Here is an 18,677-nt window from a genome sequence, read left to right as displayed (position 1 = left end):
ACCTGAATATCGTTGCGCGTCAGGAGAAGATCAGCCTGCCTTGCTTGTCGGCGATCCTGACGGCGGTCAGGCGTCCGCTCTGGAAGGCGGCCGTGTCGATGCCGAGCCGGCGCCCTTCGAGCTTCGGGACATCCACCGGCGTATGCCCGTGCACCACCCAGCGGTCGAGCAGGTGCGTTGCCTCGAAGAAGTCCGAACGGATGTTGATCAGGTCATGGTCGGTTTGCGCCGCAAGGTCGACGCCGGGCCTGATGCCGGCGTGGACAAACACGAACTTACGCGAACGGACCATGATCGGCAGCCCGCGCAGGAAGCTGACGTGATCGTCCGGAATGATCTCCCTTATGCGCCGGTCGATCTGCGCGCTGCTCCCGTAGAGGCTGGTGAGGCGCGCCGGATCGATGCCATAGGAAAACAGGGTTTGCAGGCCGCCCGTCGCCAGCCAGGGTTCGCGGGACAGATTTCCGTCGAGATAGTTCAGCATTGCCACTTCGTGGTTGCCCGCAAGACAAATGCGCTGAAATCCTTTCGGCGGCGGCGCCAGGAGGTGATCGAGCACCCGCGCCGACTGAAACCCCCGGTCGATGTAGTCCCCAAGCATGACGATGATCTTGCGGCTCTGGAAGCGCAGCGAATCGAGCAGGATCTTCTGCTCCAGCGCGCGGAGTTCCTTGTAGCAGCCATGCACGTCGCCGATCGCATAGACGACGGCGTCCTGCATGTCGATATCGAGGCGCGGACGCGCCGCGATGCGGGGTTTTCGCTGGAACAGGGTCACGTGCCGGGCGTCTCGAGGCAAGCTCTCATGCCGAAGGCATAAGTGCCTGTTATCATGCCCGAAACGAAGAATTCCGCAATCGTGGAAAATGTAGCTGCGCCGGGTCGGCACCGCCAATGCATGTCGCTCGGAAGTGAGCTCCGTTTTGGGAGAGCGATCCGTGGAACAAAGGCCTGGAGTGGGCCTGAATCCGCTCAGGCGCGACATGCTTTAGGTCGGCGGCTGGGCCGGTCTGCCGGACCGTCGTCAGGCTGCCTTAAGCCGATAACGGAAAACGGTATGGTCGAGCAGCAGCCGGATGCGTGGTTCGGCCTCGGTCGCCACTAGCCAGCTTGCCGCGATCATCGTCGCGCCGACGACCGCCATCGAGAACAGATGCGGCAGACCGGCGCGGACCAGGATGCCGAGCAGGGCCGCGCCGACGACATCGTGCAGCAGGTAGAGCGGATAGGTCATCAGCCCGATCCGACGCCAGCCGCTCCAGGAGAGGTCGAGCCGCAGCGACCACGCCATCAGCGCGATGCCTATGAGGAAGATGAGGATCGGCGGGGCGAAGGGCATATCACGCCCGACCTTCAGGATATGAACGTCGACCGAACTGGCGATCTGCAGCACACCACCGGCCAGGAACAGGGCGCAGAAGGCTAGGCGGGCGGCTGTCACCGCCTTGAAGCGCATCAGCCACAGCATGACGCCGGTGGCGAAGAACACGCCGTGATGCACCAGAAGCAGGTCGAGCGTGCGTGTTTCGGCAAGGTCGGCCCAGTCGAGCGGGTAGTAGAGGCACCAGAACAGCGCGCTGACCAGGCCGATGGCGAAGGGCCACAATTTCCATTAGATGGAAGCGGCCGAGCCGCAGCAAGGTCCAGACGACGGCATAGAAGGCGATCTCGATGCCGAGCGTCCAGTAGACGCTGTCCACCCATGGCGCGTAAGGGGCGAACAGGCCGGTGCGGACGAGCCTGACGACGGCATCGGTCGGCCAGCTGAGGCCGACGATCAAAAGCACCGCCGCAGTGACCGGCGCACAGATCCACACGGCCGGCGCCAGCCGTTTCACCCTGGCTTCGAAAAACCGCAGGGGTGTCGACCTTTCGGCGCTGAAGGCGATGACGAAGCCGCTGATGACGAAGAAGATCTGGACGCCGACCCAGCCGGATTCGACCCAGGCGCCTATTGCCGGCTGCGGGGGAACGCCGCCCGTGGCGCGCGCCGAAACACCGTCAGGATACGCCCACACCCAGAAGCCATAGTGGTAGACCATGACCATGACGGCGGCGAGAAAGCGCAGGATGTCGACGCCGCCAAATGTAATCTTCTGCTGAGCCATGCGACCTTTGTCGATGGCCCCCCGCGAACGACTTTAGGGTGCATTGCTGCGTCGCACAATAAAAGTATTGCTTGCCGATCGAAAAGGTCGTCCGCGGCCCACCTTCAGTGGCTCAAAGGCCGATCCCACGTTCCTTCAGCGCCGCAGTGATCTCGTCGAGGATGACCGGATCGTCGATGGTTGCCGGCATGGCCCATTCCTCCTTGTCGGCGATCTTCTGCATGATGCCGCGCAGGATCTTGCCCGATCGCGTCTTGGGCAGGCGCTTGATCGTCACCACCGTCTTGAAGGCGGCGACCGGGCCGATGCGTTCGCGCACCAGGCCGACCACCTCGTTCTCGATGGAGCCGATATCGCGGGTCACACCCGCATTCAGCACCACGAAGCCCAGCGGAACCTGGCCCTTCATGGCGTCGGCAATGCCGATGACCGCGCATTCGGCGACATCGGGATGGGCCGAAAGCACCTCTTCCATGGCGCCGGTTGACAGGCGGTGGCCGGCGACATTGATGATGTCATCGGTGCGGGCCATGACGTAGAGATAGCCGTCCTCGTCGACCATGCCGGCATCCGCCGTCTTGTAGAAGCCGGGGAACTCGTCGAGATAGGCTTGGCGGAACCGTTGATCGGCATTCCACAGCGTTGGCAGGCAGCCGGCCGGCAGCGGCAGTTTGATCACCACATTGCCCAGCGTGCCGCGCTGCACCTCATGGCCAGCATCGTCGAGAACGCGGATGTCGTAGCCGGGCATCGGCACGCCGGGCGAGCCGTATTTCACCGGCAGCAGGCCAAGGCCGGCGGGATTGATCGTCATCGGCGAGCCGGTCTCTGTCTGCCACCAATGGTCGACCACAGGCACATTCAGCTTCTGCTCCGCCCATTTGATGGTTTCCGGGTCGGCGCGCTCGCCGGCAAGAAACAGCGTGCGGAACTTCGAGAGGTCGTGTTTGGCAATGAACTCGCCCTTCGGGTCCTGCCCCTTGATGGCGCGGAATGCGGTCGGCGCGGTGAACAGCGCGACCACGCCATGCTCCGCTATCACCCGCCAGTAGGTGCCGGCATCGGGCGTGCCGACAGGCTTGCCCTCGAACAGGATGCTGGTGCAGCCATGCAGCAGCGGTCCGTAGACGATGTAGGAATGGCCGACCACCCAGCCGACATCGGATGCCGCCCAGAACACCTCGCCCGGCTTGACGCCGAACTCGTTTTCCATCGTCCATTTCAGCGCGACCATATGGCCGCCATTGTCGCGCACGATGCCCTTGGGCTGCCCGGTCGTGCCCGATGTGTAGATGATGTAGAGCGGATCGGTGGCAAGCACCGGAACGCAATCGACATTGGCGCCCGCTGCCCGTTCGCGGGCGACCGCATCGGCGTAGTCGATGTCGAAATGCTCCTTCAACTCGCATCGCAACTGGTCGCGCTGCAGGATCAGGCAGGCGTCCGGCTTGTGGCGGGAGATCTCGATCGCCTTGTCGAGCAACGGCTTGTAGGCAACGACGCGGCCTGGCTCCAGGCCACAGGATGCCGAAATGATCAGCTTCGGCCTGGCATCGTCGATGCGGGTGGCAAGCTCATGCGAGGCGAAGCCGCCGAAGACCACCGAATGCACCGCGCCGATGCGGGCGCAGGCGAGCATGGCGATGGCCGCCTCGGCCACCATCGGCATGTAGATGATGACGCGGTCACCCTTGCCGATGCTGCGGTTCTTCAGCACCGAAGTCAGCGCGACGACCTCGCGCTTCAGCTCGGCATAAGTGAACTTTTTCACGGTTCCGGCAATCGCACTGTCATGGATCAGCGCGATCTGGTCGGCGCGGCCGCCGGCGACGTGGCGGTCGATGGCATTGTAGCAGGTGTTGCAGGTGGCGCCGGTGAACCAGCGGCCATAGACACCGGCATTGGCGTCGAACACCTTGTCCCAGGGCGAATACCAGTCGATGGCGCCGGCCGCTTCCGCCCAGAATTGTTCCGGATCGCGTTTCCAGCCTTCATAGACCTCGTGATAGCGTGAAGCCATCCATACCTCCCCGGGAAATGTTTTTCTTCCTTCCAGATAGCGCGCTCTACCCTTGGCCGCAAATCCACGCCATTGTGACGACGGCATCGACCTGGCGCTTGGGGGCAAGCAGCTATGACATGCGAGACGGGACTGGGGTGGTGATGTCTGCTGCTGTTCGGATCATCGGGCGCTTTTCGCTATCGTCGGTCATGGGCGCCGTACTTGCTATGTCCACCGGAACCGCTGAAGCCGGCGATGCCGCGGCACGGCACATCATCGGCTTTTCGCCGGATGGCGCTTATTTCGCCTTCGAGCAATATGGAACGCTCGACGCCGGCGCCTCGGACTCCGGCTGGTCTGAGATCGACATCATCGATACCCGTACGGATCGGTTCGTTGGCGGTAAGCCGATCCTCGTCGTCGATGAGACGGAGGAGGCGACACTGACGCTGGAGCAGGCGAGGGCGCAGGCCGCCGCTCAGGCGGCGCCCATTCTCGCCCATTATGCAATCACATCCCCAGCCGAGCAGACAGCGTCCGACAAATTCACCTTTCCGGGTGAAATGGTTGCCTACAACGACATCTCCCGCCTCGAACAGGTGTCGCAGAAATGGCTGTCGCCGCTCCATGGCGAAACGGGCGTTTCGACCATCCAGCTCGACGAGATCCTGGCAGCCAGCACGAGCGATTGTTCGGCGAGTTTCGCAACGACGGAGCAGCGCGACACATCTGGCAAGGCACTCGGCTTCCGGCTGACGCTGCAAGGGCAGGACGGCAAGCCGTTCAAGATCCTGCACGAGGACAAGACCGTGCCGGGCTCAAGAAACTGCCCGACCTCCTACAGCCTGTCGGAATCCTACGAACTTACCCCGGCCGGCAAGCCGGCGGTGATCGTTGTGTTGGTGCAGCGTTTCAGCCAGGGTTTCGAGGGGCGCGATCGCCGCTTCCTCGCGGTGACCGGGGAGCCACGCTGAGAGGTCACGCCCAAGCGCCGGCGGCCGCTCTGTCTGAAGGTTGTTTCTAGATCGGCAGGGCCACAAGCATGAGGCCAATGCCGCCAGCGATCAAAATGGCTGTCGCCAGCGCTTTTCTATGACGTTCGAAGCTCGTCGGAGCTCGCTCCCAATTGTAACGCATACGCTATCTCCCCAATACCCAGGCAGGTTTTACCTTACTTAGGGGAAGAAATGCAACGTCCGCTGCCGGCAGCCCGCTGTTTGTCACGTTTCACCGATGACTATTTCTGGGCCGAATGCGGCCGGGAAGACGCAACCGAGCAGGTTCTAACGCGACTGGCGCGGAGAATCTGTCAGCAAGGCCGTTGGTCCGCGCACCGGGCTCCCGTGATCGGCTGATAGACAGCGCTCCACCTCCGCGCTATCTGATTTCCGGGATGAGCATGGCTTGGAGGGGGCGTGGTGGAAATAGTCTCTGGAACCGTTCTGCGGCTGGCCGAGGATGCCTCGGTGCAGCATGTGGGCGATGGCGCAGTCGTGCTTTTGGCGCGCAGCGGCCAGCTCTATACATGCAACGGCACGACCGAAGCCTTTCTCGACAAGGTGGACGGCGCGCGCAACCTCGACCAGATCGTCGACCTGCTTTGCGAGGAGTTCGAGGTCGACAAGGGGACGCTCGATCAGGACATGGCGGCACTGGCCACGGATCTGATCTCGGAAGGTATCCTCGCCGCGTCAGGTGCTTGATGGCTGACGGCCCGCTCCTGCGCGCTCTTTTTCGCTGCCATCTCTGGGCGAGCGCGCGGCTGATGCCGGTCCTTGTCACCAACCGGAGCTTCGAGGAGGTGCTCAAATGGGCGCCGCTCGCCTCGTCGACGCCCTATCGCGGTCTGGCGTCCGCCTACATCGTCGCGAGCGTCAACCGCACGGTCCGCCATCCCTGGCTGATGCGTGACCGCAGGTGCTTGAGGGAAGGTCTGCTCGGTCATCGTTTCCTGCGACTAGCCGGCTTCGATCCGGACCTGCGCTTCGGCGTCGATCCGCAGTCCATGCAAGCGCAGCGTCTATCGGCGCATTGCTGGGTCTGCCTCGACGGCAAGCCGGTGGTCAGCGACAAGCTTCCCGGCATGGTCGAGATCTATCGTCATCATGCCGATGCCGTAAAGGCGCGTCCCGCTTGACCAGACCTTCAGCCTGCTATGGCCTCAACGGCCTGATCCTTGGCATATCGGCCGAGCGCTCCGAGCTGTGGCAGGATTTCGACCGGATGCTGGGCAGCCTGCGCATAGAGGAACCCGTCGCGCCGGACTTTCGTCTTGAGATCACCGAGACAGACACGCTGGACGAGACACCCAATGGATCCCTGGTCTTCGATGGCGAGGTGCCGGAGGATGGTCCCTGCCGGATGATCGAGGATGGCGGCATTGTCCATCTGGTCTTTCCCGGGCGCCAAACCGTTGCGATCAATGGTGGGGAAAGTTGGGCCGAACTCCGGATTCGTACCGGTACGAAAGCCGCCTGGACGCCGTCGATGTTGGTTCTGGATGCCGCGCTCGACGCCGGTGGCCAGCATATGCTGCATACGGCCGGGCTGACCTTGCCTGACCGCGATGCGGTGGTGCTGATCCATGCGCCGAGCGGCACCGGCAAGACCACGACGTCGTTGGCGCTGGCAACACAGGGCTTTGGCCTCTGCTCCGACGACGCCATGATCCTGAATGTCGCTTCGGGCAAGGTCGTGGCCTGGGGCTTGCCGCGCGCCGTCAAGATCCACCGGAAGACTGCCGAAATGATCCCGCAGGTGGCGCCATGCCTTGGCCAGACGTGGGATCGCAACGGCGAACAGCCGGTCTCGTTAGAACGGTTAGAGGGTATCATCCGGGTGGAAAACGCATCCGCCCGGCCGGTGGCGGCGCTTCTGCATCTGGCGCGTTCCGCCGACGGCCAGACCCGGCTCGTCGCCATGGCCAGGACCGACGCGATGGTGGCGCTGGCAGTAGACAATGTCCGCACCGGCATGACCGGGCTGCTGCCGATGCAGAAGCGCAGGCTGGCGACCATCGCCGGGCTGGTCAATGCGGTGCCGACCTTCCAGCTCGAAGTAGGCGGGCGCCCCGCTGACGCGGCGGCGCTGATCCGCGCTACCCTGGATTGACGTCAAGTCAGGCTACTTGCGGCCTGGCCTTGGCCAATCTCTGAATCCACCGGAAGGCGTCGCGGCGCAGGCGCGAGCTCAGTCTGTCCCTGGAATTGACGCCAAGCAGCGTATTCGTTGTGATCAGCCGCCTGGCCAGCCGTATGGAGAGGTCGGGCTTGATGCGGCCGGCGAGTTCGAGCGCGCGGCTCTCGTCGAACAGCTGGCCGGTCACATTGAGCACGATTGCCAACTCCAGTTCGATGCCGGTCATGCGGGCAGCGTCGAACAGGCGTGCTTCCGCTTCGGGTGATTGCAGCGCCCGCACGCCTTGCAGCACGTCCACGCAAAGCTGCAGGCGGTGGAATTTGTGGCCGCCGGCGGCGTGCACGATGGCGATCGTTAGAAGAGCCGCCGGCGTGTCCGTGGCTTCGCCGTCGATGGCGCGCAATTCAGGGAAACCCAGCGACAGGCGCCGCCGCATGCCGGTGTCATGCACGAGGTCGCCATGCAGTTCGACCAGCAGGCTGGAATTCTCTTTTTCCAGCCATTTGAATTCCTGCAATTCGTAGGATTCGGCCTCGTTGCTGCCAAGCTCGAAGCCGCATGCCGCGATCACCTGGTTTGCCCTGGCCAGATTGGCGGGTTCGACCAGGATGTCGATGTCGGTGAAGGGCCTGTCGGCGACGTTGCGGTAGAGCTTTCGCGCGAAGACGGGTCCCTTGACGATCCGCGCCGGAATATTGTCCGCCGCCAGTCCCTTCATGATGCGGTCGCCATGATACTTCAACAGCATCGACTGGCCGGTGGCGATCGTTGCCTTCTGGCGCAGATCCTCCAGCTTGCCGTGCAGGTCGGCATCCGCTGGCAGCCGCGCGTCCCCGCTGAGCTTGCGCAACATAATCGGCAGCACGCCGTGAAACTCGGCATTGTCGAGCAGCGCCGTCAGCGTCTTTGCCGACAAATCTTCGCCGCCTGCCGCCGCCTCGGGGTCAGCGAAGCGCAGCAAGAGTCTTTCTTCGGCGGAAGTAAGCGGTGGCAGCATCAACCCAGCTAGCATTGCGAGCAAGTCAGGAATGGTTGCAGAAAAGCCTAATGTAAGCCAGCTTTTACATGCCCCAGCGCAGCGCCGCAGTGTGTACCGGCGCGTCCCAGAATGCGGTCGTCTCGTCGTCGAGCATGGTCAGCGTGATCGAGCAGCCGGCCATATCGAGCGAGGTGACGTAGGAGCCGACCAGCGAACGGGTCACCGTCACGCCATGCTTCTCGAAGATTAGCCGTGCGCTGTTGTACATCAGATAGAGTTCCATCAGCGGCGTGCCGCCGAAGCCGTTGACGAACAGCAGCGCCGGGCCTTTCGCTTTGTCGCCGAGATCGCCGAGGATCGCGGCGCAAATCTCCTGCGCGATCGCATCGGCGCTTTTCAGCGCATCGCGCCGGCGGCCGGGCTCGCCATGGATGCCGACGCCGAACTCCATCTCGCCGTCGCCGATATCGAAAGTCGGCTTGCCCGCTGCCGGCACGGTGCAACTGGTCAGCGCCACGCCCATCGAGCGGGTAGCAGCGTTGACGCGGTCGCCAAGCGCCTTCAGCGACGCCAGAGCCAGGCCATGTTCGGCCGCCGCGCCGACGATCTTTTCCACCACCAGCGTGCCGGCGACGCCACGCCGGCCCGTCGTATAAGAAGAATTCTCGACCGCGACATCGTCATTGGTCACGATCTGCTGGACGCCTTCCGACATTTCGGCCGCCATCTCGAAATTCATGACGTCGCCCTCATAGTTCTTGACGATGAACAGGCAGCCGGCGCCGGTGTCGACGGCCTCTGCCGCCGCCAGCATCTGGTCCGGTGTCGGCGAGGTGAATACCTGGCCGGGGCAGGCGGCGTCCAGCATGCCGTGACCGACAAAGCCGCTATGCAGCGGCTCGTGACCGGAACCGCCGCCGGAGATCAGCGCCACCTTGCCCGGCCGCAAGGTCTTTCGGCGGATGAATTTGTGCTCGTCGCCGAGCACGAGGATGTCGGCATGGGCGGCGACGAAGCCGTCGAGGCTTTCGGTCAGCACCGTGTCCACCGAATTGATAAACTTCTTCACGGCCGTCTCCTCCCGAAATAGGCCAGATAGCAAGTGATCAGCCACTCTTGCCGGTGATGCTGGTGATCTTTTGGATAAAATCGTTCACCGCCTTATCGAGCGCGGCGTTCTGCTTGTCGTCGCCGAAATCCGGCACGATCAGCGAGACATGCCGCGTCTTGCGCATGCCTGATGCGATCGACATCTTGCCTGGATGCGCCTGGTGATAGGCGGCGAGAAACTGGTCGCGCTCGGCCGGGCTGAAATGGCAGACGGAAAATATAGCCGGCAAATGTTTTGACGGAATCGGGATCGAATAGGCAGGACTGGAAATCTGCGTGACGAAGCTGCGGTGCTTGCCGAGCGCATCGGCCAGGCGCTGGCGCATACCGGACGGGCGCTGGTCGATAACCTGCGACAGGATCGTCTTGTAGGCGCGGATCGCCTCTTCGGAACCGGGTTCGGGTGTCCTGTCGACCATGCCGGCCGCGCCTAGACAGAAACGTCCGCGATGGCCGCCTTGGCCATGGCGAGTTGCGCCGGCGCGACGGAAAGATCGCGCAGGCCGGCCTCGATCAGTGACGGGATCGAGGCTGGATCGCCGGCTGCATCGCCGCACAGGCTGACCGGGATCTCTTCCCGCTGGCCAAACGCGGTCACGGCAGCGATCAGCCGCAGCACGGCCGGATGACGGACCGAATTGAGATGCGCCACGGCAGCGTTGTCGCGGGCGGCCGCCATGACATACTGGGTGAGATCATTGGAGCCGATCGAGAAGAAGGCGGCATCGGTAAAGGCTTCCGGTACGATCGCCACCGAAGGCACTTCGACCATGATGCCGAGCGGCGGCATGTTGTGTGCGACGCCGCGTGCGGCAAGTGCAGTCTGCTCTTCGGCGAACATCGCCGCTGCCTGTCGGTATTCCTCCACAATGGCGATCATAGGGAACATCACTTTCAGGCTGCCATGGACAGCGGCGCGCAGCAGCGCCCGGATCTGTACACGAAACACCTCGGGTCTTGCCAGCGACAGCCTGATCCCGCGCAGGCCGAGAAACGGATTGCTCTCCTCGACCGTAAAGCCGGGCACCGGCTTGTCGCCGCCGGCGTCAACGGTGCGGATCGTCACCGGTTTTTCACCGGCCCACTCCAGCACCTTGCGATAGGCGCGATACTGCGTCTGCTCATCCGGCAGCGTCTTGCCGAACAGGAATTCGGTGCGCATCAACCCGACTCCGTCGCAGGTCGTAATGTCGATGAGGTCGACATCGGACGGGTCGGCGATGTTCACCTGCACGCGCACCGCCGTGCCGGCCTTGGTCACCGCCGGTCGCGCCAGGAACGTCCCGGCCCGGTCGCTCCGCGCCCGGAATGATGAGGACGATTGGCGAAAAGCAGCGATTTCAGTCTTGGAGGGTGACAGCACAATGCCGCCATGTTCGGCGTCGAGCAGCGCTGTGCCGGTTAGACGAGCCAGCGAAGTGCCCAACCCGACAACCATCGGCACGCCGCGCGAACGCGCCAGCATGGCGACGTGGCTGGCGGTGCTGCCCGCCTTCAGTGCGATGCCGCCGCCGCGGCTCCAGTCGGTTTCGAGAAAACGCGTCGGCGCGATATCCCAGCCGTAGAGGATGGCGCCGGTTGGCGCCTGGACGTCGCCATCCTCGGACAGCGCCCGCAGCACCTGGTCCCTGATATCGCGTATGTCGGCGGCCCGTGCGCGGAAATAATCCTGGTCTGAAGCGTCGTAGCCGGCAATCTCGGTATCAAGTGCTTGCCGCCAGGCTTTGTCGGCTGGCAGGCCGGTGCGGATCGCGGCAAAGGCCGGGCTGCTCAGCGCATCGTCTTGCAGCATGGCGATCTGAAACTCGAGAATGTCGGCGGCATCGCCCTCGGCCATCTCGCTCAATGCGGTGAGACGGCTTGTCGCGACGGCGATTGCGGCTTCGAGCGCGGCCTTCTCGTCGTCGGCTGTTTTTTTGCCGACATAGGATACGACAGTCTGGTCGAGGTCGAACAGTGGCCCCTCGGCATAGCCGGCCGAGGCCGAAATGCCTTGCAGTCTAAGCGGTTCGGACATGGTCCGCGCCTTCGTCGAAATCGCGCCGCACCAGTTCGACCAACGCGTCGACGGCATCATTGGCGCCGTCACCGCTGGCCCTGATGTGCAGCACGGTGCCCTTCGGCGCCTTGGCCGCCATCACCTTGACGATGCTCTTGGCGTCGAACCATGGCCCGTTGGCGGCGAGCGCGATCTCCACCTCGGCGGCAAAACTCTTGGCCAGCTTGGTGAACTTCACCGAAGGACGCGCGTGCAGACCCACCTCGTGGGTGATCACAACGGTCGCTTCGGCGGATGCGGACATGTCTTTCAAAATTCCCGTTCGTTCACGACGGCGACAATTCATGTGCCGTCGCCACCACTTCCCGCAGCGAGGCGCCGCCGGAGGCCTCGGTCGCTGCCATCACCGCGCCTTCGACGATCGGCGCGTTGCAGACGATGATCTTGTGCGAGCGTGGCTCGCCGATCATCTCCACCGCCATTTCCGAGTTGGTCTCGGCGCCGCCGAGATCGACCAGAATGGCGACACCGGCTTCCGACCAGGCCTTGTCGATGGCGCCCATGATCGCCTCGACATTGGTGCCGAGCCCGCCATGGCCGTTTCCGCCGCACCATGCAAGCGGCACTTCGTCGCCCACCATCTGCCGCACCATGTCGGCCGTGCCCTCGGCAACCAGCGGCGAATGCGAGACGATGACGATGCCGACATTGCTCATGCGCTTTCCCCGAGGCTGTGCGCCACTGTGCGCACCAGCAGCGCGGTTGAGCGCGCGCCGGCGTCCATATGACCGATCGATCGGTCGCCCAGGAACGAGGCGCGGCCACGCAAGGCTTTCATAGGCAGGGTCGCGTCGGCCGCGGCGTCGGCGATATCGGCGATTTCAAGAGCTGTCTTTCCCTGCAGCAGCGCGTCATGCACCGGCTGCAGCACGTCGAGCATGGTTTTTTGTCCGATCTGCGATTTGCCGCGTGCTGCCACAGCTTCGATCGCCTTGCCGAACGCCGCCGTCAGATTGGCGCGATCGGGTTTCGCCGAAATCTCCTTGCCGAGTGCCAGGAACAGGGTGCCGAACAGCGGGCCGGAGGCGCCGCCGACCGTCATCACCAGCTTGGTGCCGATCGCCTTCAGGGCATCGGGCAGCGGTTTGGCCGAAAATGCTTCGGCTTCGGCGCGCACGGCCTCGAAGCCGCGCTTCATGTTCAGCCCGTGGTCGCCGTCGCCGATCGCCTGGTCGAGCGCCGTCAATTCCTCGGCGTTCGCGGCGATCGTATCCGCGGCGGCCGCGATCAGCCGGGCAAGGTTCAACGCCGCCATGTCACCCGCATTCCCGGTTTCCATCTTGCCGGCAGTATCGAAAGAACGGTCATTCGACAACTGGAGCATACGTCAGGCCGCTTCTTGCAATGCCGCGGCCGCCGCGAAGACTTCGGCCACCGCGTGAGCGCCGGGGTCGACCACACCTCGCAGCTTGTTGCCGACATAGGCCGACCGCCCGGCTTTTGCCTTGTCCATGGCCGCCGTGGCCTCGGCACCATGGCGGGCTGCTGTTGCCGCCTCCTCAAGGCCGTTCGCGTCGAGCGCTTTGAGCGCCGGCTCAAGCGCATCGACCATGGTTCTATCGCCAATTCTGGCGCCGCCATAAAAGGTCATCCGTTCAAGGCCGGCAAGCAGCGCCTGGGCCAGGCTCGCGCCGCCGCCCAGAGCCTGCGCCGCCGCCGTGAAGAAGATCGACAGCAGCACGCCGCTGGAGCCGCCCATCGACGCGCTCAGAATGTCGCCTATCGCGCCAAGGGTGGCTGCAGGCTCGGCAAGCGGTAGCGTGTCGAGCCGCTCGAGAACACTGCGCGCGCCGGTCGCCACCGTCGAACCGGTGTCGCCGTCGCCTGTTTTGGCGTCCAGTCCGTTCAAAGTCGCTTCGAGCGCGATCAGCCTTTCGCAGATGGTAACGAGAAGAGGCCGAGTCCGCGCATCCTGGCTGGGCTTGCGTGCCACGCTTTGTCCGGCCGCTTTCGCCATCGGCACGACGGCAGGTGAAACAACCGGCTTTGCCGGTATCCAGGCATGCGGGCCGACCGGCGCCTGCAAGGCGGTTTCGCGCGCCGCATCCAGCCGGATCAGCGACAGCGAGAAGCCGTTCATGTTGAGCGCCGTCATCAGCGGGCCCGGGCCGATCGTCAGCTTGATGGTTTTGGCCAACGGCGAGGCAAGCACCGCATTGGCGATAACGGACATTTCGAGCGGCGGCACGGAGCCGAGATTGTTGATCAGCAAGGCGTAGGTGGCCTTGGGATCAAGCCGCTTCGCAAGGCGCTCCGCCATGATCGCCACCAGCCTGTCGGCGCTCTGCACCGAAATCCGCTCGACGCCCGGCTCGCCGTGAATGCCAAGGCCGAGTTCGCCATCGTTCTCGCCAAATCTGTCTTCGTTCGGCTGGCCCGGGATCGAGCAGGACGACAGCGACATGCCGAGCGAAACGATGTCCTTGGCCGCCGCCCGTGCCGCTGCCGCGATTTCAGCCAGATCGTGGCCGGCTTCCGACAGGTGGCCTGATATCTTGTGCACGAACAAGGTGCCAGCAACGCCGCGCGGCTGGGTGATGTCAGGCAAAGCGATATCGTCGGCGACAATGACCATCTCGACACGAAACCCTTCGGCGCGCGCCTTCTCTGCCGCCAGGCCGAAATTGAGACGGTCGCCGGTGTAGTTCTTGACGATCAGCAGGCAGCCGGCCGGGCCGGTGACCGCGCGAATGGCCGCCAGCACCGCTTCGACGCTTGGCGAGGCAAAGATCTCGCCCGAAACCGCCGCCGTCAGCATGCCCCTGCCGACGAAGCCGGCATGTGAAGGCTCGTGCCCGGCCCCGCCGCCGGAGACGATACTGACTTTCGTCTTGTGCCAGTCGGCGCGCAGGACGACCTTGATCTCGGGATAGCCGTCGAGGCGCGCGAGTTCGCCGGAGCCAATGGTTCGTAGCAGGCCGTCCAGCGCCTCGGTGACGATCGTTTCCCTGCGATTGAAAAAGTGCTTCATCGATTCGTCCTGTACTGGCAAAGTCAAAACCGGTGCTGAATCACCGAAAACCGCTCACATCAATCGCTGTCCATCGGCGCCGAAATACAGCGGCGCCCGGTAGCGGATCACCACTTTGTCGCCCTGCGCCAGATCCGTGTCGGGATCGGTCAGCGTCACCAGTTTCCTGGTGCCTACCGTCACATGCAAATGGTTCTGGTCACCGAGATGCTCGACCCAGTCGACAACGCCGTCAGCATGGCCATTCGCGGCCTTCGCGATCGTCAGATGCTCGGTGCGCGCGCCGATCGTCTTGGTGCCGGCCGGTGCGCCGCCGTCAGGCAGCAGCCCGGTCGGCAGAAGATTGATCGCCGGCTGGCCGAGCCTCGCCGCGACATGCAGGTTTGCCGGCTCTGAATAGATGGTGCGCGGCGAGCCGATCTGCACCAGCACGCCCTCGGTGAGGATGCCGATGCGGTCTGCCATCGTCATCGCCTCGATCTGGTCGTGGGTGACGTAGAGCATGGTGGCGCCGAGCTCGGTCTGGATGCGCTTCAGCTCGAGCCGCAGATCCGCCCGCAGCTTGGCGTCGAGCGATGACAGCGGCTCGTCCATCAGATAGATCGAAGGCTTGCGCACCAGCGCGCGGCCGATGGCGACGCGCTGCATTTCGCCGCCCGAAAGCTTGGTCGAGCGGTTGGCGAGCTTGTGATGGATGCGCACCATCTTCGCCACCTCCTCGACCCGGCGGCGGATCTGGTCTTCCGGCATTTTCCGCGCCGGCGAGCGCAGCGGAAAGGCGAGATTGTCGAACACCGACAGATGCGGATAGAGCGAATATTGCTGGAAGACGAAGGCGGTGTCGCGCTCGGCCGGCGACAGCGTCGTGGCATTGTGTCCGCCGATCTCGATCGTGCCGCTGTCCGGCCGTTCCAACCCGGCGATGAGCCGCAGCGTCGTCGTCTTGCCGGCCCCGGTTGGCCCGAGCAGCACGACGAATTCACCATCTGCTATGTGCAGGTCGAGGCCGTCGACGGCGACATGGTCGCCGAAACTCTTGGTCACGTTCTTGATGTGCACCTCAGCCATGCTGGGCCCTCCGTTCCGAGGCGACATCGTGGATCGCGGTTCTCACCGCGCGGCCCGATCCCTTCTCGAACAGCGACAGCCGCGCGCTGCTCAGCGTCAGGCCGACATGGTCGCCGGTGGCGAGCCTGATTTCGGCCGGTACGCGTGCCTTGATGATGCCATCCGCCGTCTCCACCGCGACGATCTGCGTGGTGCCGAGATATTCGGTGCCGTAGATGGCGCCGCGCAATTTTGAGGCGTCGTCGAAGCGGATGTGTTCAGGGCGGATGCCGAGCGCCATGTCGCCAGGTGCGATGTCCTCGCGCACCTCCGGCACCGCGACCTTCGCGCCTTGCACGATGATCTCCCTGGCGCCCTTGGCGAGCCCGCCGCCAAATCCCAAAAAGTTCATCGGTGGCGAGCCGATGAAGTCGGCGACGAACATGGTCGCCGGGCGGTCATAGATTTCGCGCGGGCTTCCGAACTGCTCGATGACGCCATGGTTCATCACCGCGATCTTGTCGGCCATCGACATCGCTTCCATCTGGTCGTGCGTGACATAGACCGTCGTGGCATGGATGCGGTTGTGCAGTTCGCGCAGCTCGTGGACCATCAAATCGCGGAATTCGGTGTCAAGGGTTCCCAGCGGCTCATCCATCAGGAAGCATTTTGGCCGCCGCACGATGGCGCGGCCGAGCGCGACGCGCTGGCGGTCGCCGCCGGCAAGTCCGGAGACGGATTTGTTGAGCAGATGGTCGATGCGCAGCAGCTTCGCCGTTTCCTCGACCCGCGTGCGGATTTCGGCCGAAGGCATGCCTTGCGCCAGCAGCGGGAAGCCGATGTTCTTGCGCACATTCATGTGCGGGTAGAGCGCGAACAGCTGGAAGACGAAGGCGATGTCGCGCTCGCGGGCCCGCAGCATGGTGACGTCGTCGCCGCCGAGCAGGATCTGGCCGCCGGTCGGCAGCTCAAGCCCCGCGATCATGCGCAAGGTCGTCGTCTTGCCGCAGCCGGACGGGCCGAGCATGACGAAGAACTCGCCATCCTCGACGACGAAGTTGGAATCCTGCACGGCGACGAAATCGCCGAAAGCCTTTCTCAGGTGCTGGACACGGATTTCGGCCATGATTATTCCGGGAACTTGGAGACGATGATGAACATCACGGTGCCAGCGAGCATGGTGATGAAGGAGTAGGTGTAGAGCGACAGCGCGAAGGGCTGGAACAGCATCAGGAAGCCGATGGCGATCAGCGCTGTCGCGATGTTTTCCATCAGCCCGCGCCGTGCCCAGGCCGGCCAGCGCGATTTGCGGTTTCCAGGCTTGGTCAAGCTCATTTGCGCACCGCGCCGAAGGTGATGCCGCGCAGCAATTGCTTGCGAAGCAGGATGGTGAAAACCAGGATCGGCACCAGGAAGATCGTCGTGCCGGCCGCGACCGCCGGCCAGTCCTGGCCGCCTTCGCCGATGATGGTCGGGATGAAGGGCGGCGCGGTCTGCGCCGTGCCGGAGGTCAGGAGCGCTGCGAACGCATACTCGTTCCAGGCGAAGATCAGGCAGAAGATGGCGGTCGCCGCTATGCCGGTCGTCGCCTGCGGCAGCACGGTGCGCCAGAAGGCCTGCAGCCGCGTGTAGCCGTCGATCATTGCCGCTTCTTCATATTCGCGCGGGATCTCGTCGATGAAGCCCTTCAGCAGCCAGACAGCCAGCGACACATTGACCGCCGTGTAGAGCAGGATCATGCCGAGCGCGGTGTCCGACAGGCCAAGCTCGCGGTACATCAGGTAGATCGGAATGGCGACGGCGATCGGCGGCATGAAGCGGGTCGACAGGATGAAGAACAGGAGGTCGTCGGCGAGCGGCACCTTGAAGCGCGAGAAGCCGTAGGCCGACAGCGTGCCTAGGAACACGGCGCAGAAGGTCGAACCGAAGGCGATGATCAGCGAATTGACGAAGCGCGGCAGGAAATTGGACGGACCGGCGATCACCATGTTGCGCTTGCGCGTGGTCTCGTCGCAGAAGCCCGTCGCCGGGCCCAGCGAGTTGATGTATTCCGGCGTCTGCCGGGTCCGCGTCGTGAACAAATTGCAGTAGCCCTCGAGGCTGGGCTGGAACAGGATCTTGGGCGGATACGCGATTGAATCCGGCGGCGTCTTGAAGCTGGTGGCGAAGATCCACAGCAGCGGCACGATCGAGATCAGTGCGTAAAGCACGATGATCGTGCCGGCGATCCGTTTCGAGTTGCTGCTCGGTGCGACGACCGAATGGGCTGTGGTCAGGCTCATCTCTGCTTCACCTTGTTGAGCGCCTTGACGTAGATGTTGGCCAGGCCGAACACCGCCACGAAAAGGATGATGGCGAAGGCCGAGGAATAACCGGTGCGCCAGCTTTCGAAAGCCTGCCGCTTCAGCGTTATCGAGGCGACCTCGGTCGTCGAGCCCGGCCCGCCGCCGGTCAACAGATTGACCATGTCGAACATCTTGAAGTTCTCGATGCCGCGAAACAGCACAGCCAGCATGATGAAGGGCAGCGCCATCGGCAGCGTGATCGACCAGAACTGCCGCCAGTTCGAGGCGCGGTCGACCTCGGCCGCCTCGTAGATGTATTCGGGGATGGAGCGGAGGCCCGCGAGGCAGATCAGCATCACGTAGGGCGTCCACATCCAGGTATCGACGATGATGATCGACCAGGGCGCCAGCGACACGTTGGAGAGCATCTGAATATCGGTCGGCGGGATCCTCGTGACGAAGGAGATCGCATAGGCAAACAGGCCGATCTGCGGCTCATAGAGGAAGCGCCAGAAATTGCCGACTACCGCCGGCGACAGCATCATCGGCACCAGGATCAGCGTCGTCCAGAAAGCGTGGCCGCGGAACTTCCTGTCGATCAGCCAGGCCAGCGTGAAGCCGATCAGCGTCTGCAAAAGGATCGTCCAGAACACGAAATGCGCGGTCGTCTGCATGGCGATCCAGATGTCCTTGTCGCCGAGGATGCGCTGGTAGTTGGCAAGGCCGAGATTTTTCACCACCTCGTTCGGGCGGTTGGCCCGGTAGTTGGTGAACGACAGATAGATCGCCCAGAACAGCGGGAAGATGTTGATGGCCAGCAGCAACAGGATCGTCGGCGAGATGAACAGCCAGGCGAGGCCCTTGTCGCTGATGCCCCGGACCTTGCGGGCCAACGGTTCCGGGGTCGCCCGGGCAACGTTCTCCGCGGTCCGATTGAGCATGGTGAGTCCTGCTTCGGTCACTTGGTCGTCTCTGTCA

At 63.7% G+C, this 18,677-nt stretch carries 20 protein-coding genes and 1 pseudogene; 4 read left to right on the top strand and 17 right to left on the bottom strand.

Annotated elements, in window-relative coordinates; translation table 11 throughout:
- Positions 1-19: 19 nt before the first annotated feature.
- The 4 genes and pseudogenes from A9K65_RS01125 to A9K65_RS01115 form a co-directional block, all read right to left on the bottom strand.
- Complete coding sequence (locus A9K65_RS01125) at positions 20-778, bottom strand: metallophosphoesterase family protein (protein WP_013528097.1); 759 nt, start codon at positions 776-778, stop codon at positions 20-22.
- Between the two features lie 246 nt (positions 779-1,024).
- A complete protein-coding gene (locus A9K65_RS35860) occupies positions 1,025-1,606 on the bottom strand; it encodes a hypothetical protein (protein WP_245322141.1) in 582 nt (193 codons plus the stop codon).
- A gap of 82 nt (positions 1,607-1,688) precedes the next feature.
- Positions 1,689-2,042, bottom strand: a pseudogene (locus A9K65_RS35855) (acyltransferase); the annotation flags it as partial.
- 178 nt (positions 2,043-2,220) lie between these two features.
- Positions 2,221-4,128 (bottom strand): propionyl-CoA synthetase, encoded by a 1,908-nt coding sequence (locus tag A9K65_RS01115; protein WP_064992957.1) that lies wholly within the window; start codon positions 4,126-4,128, stop codon positions 2,221-2,223.
- A gap of 143 nt (positions 4,129-4,271) precedes the next feature.
- Here A9K65_RS01115 and A9K65_RS01110 point away from each other — a divergent pair, with 143 nt between their 5' ends.
- The 4 genes from A9K65_RS01110 (at position 4,272) to A9K65_RS01095 (ending at position 7,221) form a co-directional block, all read left to right on the top strand.
- Complete coding sequence (locus A9K65_RS01110; RefSeq protein ID WP_224673703.1) at positions 4,272-5,084, top strand: DUF2259 domain-containing protein; 813 nt, start codon at positions 4,272-4,274, stop codon at positions 5,082-5,084.
- 441 nt (positions 5,085-5,525) lie between these two features.
- Positions 5,526-5,813 (top strand): PqqD family protein, encoded by a 288-nt coding sequence (locus A9K65_RS01105; protein ID WP_064992959.1) that lies wholly within the window; start codon positions 5,526-5,528, stop codon positions 5,811-5,813.
- Positions 5,813-6,247 carry a lasso peptide biosynthesis B2 protein gene (locus tag A9K65_RS01100; RefSeq protein WP_064992960.1) on the top strand — a complete coding sequence of 145 codons (435 nt, stop codon included), beginning with the start codon at positions 5,813-5,815 and terminating at the stop codon, positions 6,245-6,247. Before A9K65_RS01105 ends, A9K65_RS01100 begins: the two co-directional genes overlap by 1 nt.
- Positions 6,244-7,221 carry a serine kinase gene (locus A9K65_RS01095; protein ID WP_064992961.1) on the top strand — a complete coding sequence of 326 codons (978 nt, stop codon included), beginning with the start codon at positions 6,244-6,246 and terminating at the stop codon, positions 7,219-7,221. The genes A9K65_RS01100 and A9K65_RS01095 overlap by 4 nt, the downstream gene beginning before the upstream one ends.
- Positions 7,222-7,228: 7 nt before the next feature.
- On the opposite strand, the gene A9K65_RS01090 is transcribed toward A9K65_RS01095, so the two are convergent.
- From A9K65_RS01090 to A9K65_RS01030, 13 genes are all read right to left on the bottom strand, one after another.
- Positions 7,229-8,245 carry a nucleotidyltransferase family protein gene (locus tag A9K65_RS01090; protein ID WP_064992962.1) on the bottom strand — a complete coding sequence of 339 codons (1,017 nt, stop codon included), beginning with the start codon at positions 8,243-8,245 and terminating at the stop codon, positions 7,229-7,231.
- A gap of 64 nt (positions 8,246-8,309) precedes the next feature.
- A complete protein-coding gene (gene dhaK / locus A9K65_RS01085) occupies positions 8,310-9,296 on the bottom strand; it encodes a dihydroxyacetone kinase subunit DhaK (RefSeq protein ID WP_024501818.1) in 987 nt (328 codons plus the stop codon).
- A gap of 37 nt (positions 9,297-9,333) precedes the next feature.
- Positions 9,334-9,756 carry a hypothetical protein gene (locus A9K65_RS01080; protein WP_013528088.1) on the bottom strand — a complete coding sequence of 141 codons (423 nt, stop codon included), beginning with the start codon at positions 9,754-9,756 and terminating at the stop codon, positions 9,334-9,336.
- A gap of 11 nt (positions 9,757-9,767) precedes the next feature.
- Complete coding sequence (ptsP, locus tag A9K65_RS01075; RefSeq protein ID WP_064992963.1) at positions 9,768-11,354, bottom strand: phosphoenolpyruvate--protein phosphotransferase; 1,587 nt, start codon at positions 11,352-11,354, stop codon at positions 9,768-9,770.
- Positions 11,338-11,640, bottom strand: a complete 303-nt coding sequence (locus tag A9K65_RS01070) for an HPr family phosphocarrier protein (RefSeq protein ID WP_013528086.1) — start codon at positions 11,638-11,640, stop codon at positions 11,338-11,340. The genes ptsP and A9K65_RS01070 overlap by 17 nt, the downstream gene beginning before the upstream one ends.
- Positions 11,641-11,662: 22 nt before the next feature.
- On the bottom strand, positions 11,663-12,052 hold the full coding sequence (gene dhaM, locus A9K65_RS01065; protein WP_013528085.1) for a dihydroxyacetone kinase phosphoryl donor subunit DhaM: 390 nt from the start codon (positions 12,050-12,052) through the stop codon (positions 11,663-11,665).
- On the bottom strand, positions 12,049-12,651 hold the full coding sequence (gene dhaL / locus A9K65_RS01060; RefSeq protein WP_064993041.1) for a dihydroxyacetone kinase subunit DhaL: 603 nt from the start codon (positions 12,649-12,651) through the stop codon (positions 12,049-12,051). Before dhaL ends, dhaM begins: the two co-directional genes overlap by 4 nt.
- Before the next feature lie 72 nt (positions 12,652-12,723).
- Positions 12,724-14,367 carry a dihydroxyacetone kinase subunit DhaK gene (locus A9K65_RS01055; RefSeq protein ID WP_064992964.1) on the bottom strand — a complete coding sequence of 548 codons (1,644 nt, stop codon included), beginning with the start codon at positions 14,365-14,367 and terminating at the stop codon, positions 12,724-12,726.
- Positions 14,368-14,421: 54 nt separating this feature from the next.
- A complete protein-coding gene (locus A9K65_RS01050; RefSeq protein ID WP_064992965.1) occupies positions 14,422-15,435 on the bottom strand; it encodes an ABC transporter ATP-binding protein in 1,014 nt (337 codons plus the stop codon).
- Positions 15,428-16,540: an ABC transporter ATP-binding protein gene (locus A9K65_RS01045; protein WP_013528081.1), complete on the bottom strand. Its 1,113-nt coding sequence runs from the start codon at positions 16,538-16,540 to the stop codon at positions 15,428-15,430. The genes A9K65_RS01050 and A9K65_RS01045 overlap by 8 nt, the downstream gene beginning before the upstream one ends.
- A gap of 2 nt (positions 16,541-16,542) precedes the next feature.
- Positions 16,543-16,749, bottom strand: a complete 207-nt coding sequence (locus A9K65_RS01040; RefSeq protein ID WP_013528080.1) for a hypothetical protein — start codon at positions 16,747-16,749, stop codon at positions 16,543-16,545.
- Positions 16,746-17,696: a carbohydrate ABC transporter permease gene (locus A9K65_RS01035; protein ID WP_013528079.1), complete on the bottom strand. Its 951-nt coding sequence runs from the start codon at positions 17,694-17,696 to the stop codon at positions 16,746-16,748. The genes A9K65_RS01040 and A9K65_RS01035 overlap by 4 nt, the downstream gene beginning before the upstream one ends.
- Positions 17,693-18,640 (bottom strand): sugar ABC transporter permease, encoded by a 948-nt coding sequence (locus A9K65_RS01030; RefSeq protein WP_013528078.1) that lies wholly within the window; start codon positions 18,638-18,640, stop codon positions 17,693-17,695. Before A9K65_RS01030 ends, A9K65_RS01035 begins: the two co-directional genes overlap by 4 nt.
- Between the last annotated feature and the right edge of the window lie 37 nt (positions 18,641-18,677).

Origin of the sequence: Mesorhizobium sp. WSM1497 (genome assembly GCF_001672455.2) — a bacterium.
GTDB classification, from domain to species: domain Bacteria; phylum Pseudomonadota; class Alphaproteobacteria; order Rhizobiales; family Rhizobiaceae; genus Mesorhizobium; species Mesorhizobium ciceri.
The sequence above is the reverse complement of the archived record's forward strand: the minus strand, read 5'-3'. Positions and strand labels throughout refer to the sequence as shown.